This is a genomic window from Gilvimarinus gilvus, assembly GCF_030518155.1.
Classification (GTDB): Bacteria; Pseudomonadota; Gammaproteobacteria; order Pseudomonadales; family Cellvibrionaceae; genus Gilvimarinus; species Gilvimarinus gilvus.
The window spans coordinates 1-355 of the sequence record NZ_JAULRU010000417.1 but is presented as its reverse complement, the minus strand read 5'-3'; the positions used below and the strand labels follow the sequence as shown (position 1 = coordinate 355).

Annotated in this window: 1 protein-coding gene; it reads left to right on the top strand. The window is 41.4% G+C overall.

Features of this window, described 5'->3' with window-relative positions; genetic code table 11:
* Positions 1-80: 80 nt before the first annotated feature.
* Positions 81-355 (top strand): SPFH domain-containing protein (locus QWI17_RS06855; RefSeq protein ID WP_302721777.1); only part of this gene is annotated, 275 nt, incomplete at its 3' end.

Genomic DNA, 355 nt, shown 5'->3' with positions numbered 1-355 from the left:
TACTTAAGTGCTTTCTTTGGCCTGATAAGCACAGTAGACTTTCTTTGATTATTTTTAATAATGGATAGGATGACCCGCTCATGGATACGATTGGCCAGCTGATTGAAAACCTCTTTATAGTGCCTGTAGCACTGCTGATTTTTGCTCTGGTTCTCCTCAAGTCCTCGATTATTTTTGTGCCTCAGAACCGGGCTTACGTAATCGAGCGCTTTGGCAAGTTTCGCTCAACTAAAGAAGCCGGGTTGAATTTTTTAATCCCTTTTATTGATCGTATTTCAGCAAATCGTTCGCTGAAAGAGCAAGCCGTAGATGTGCCGCAACAGGGAGCTATTACAAAAGATAATATTTCCCTTCA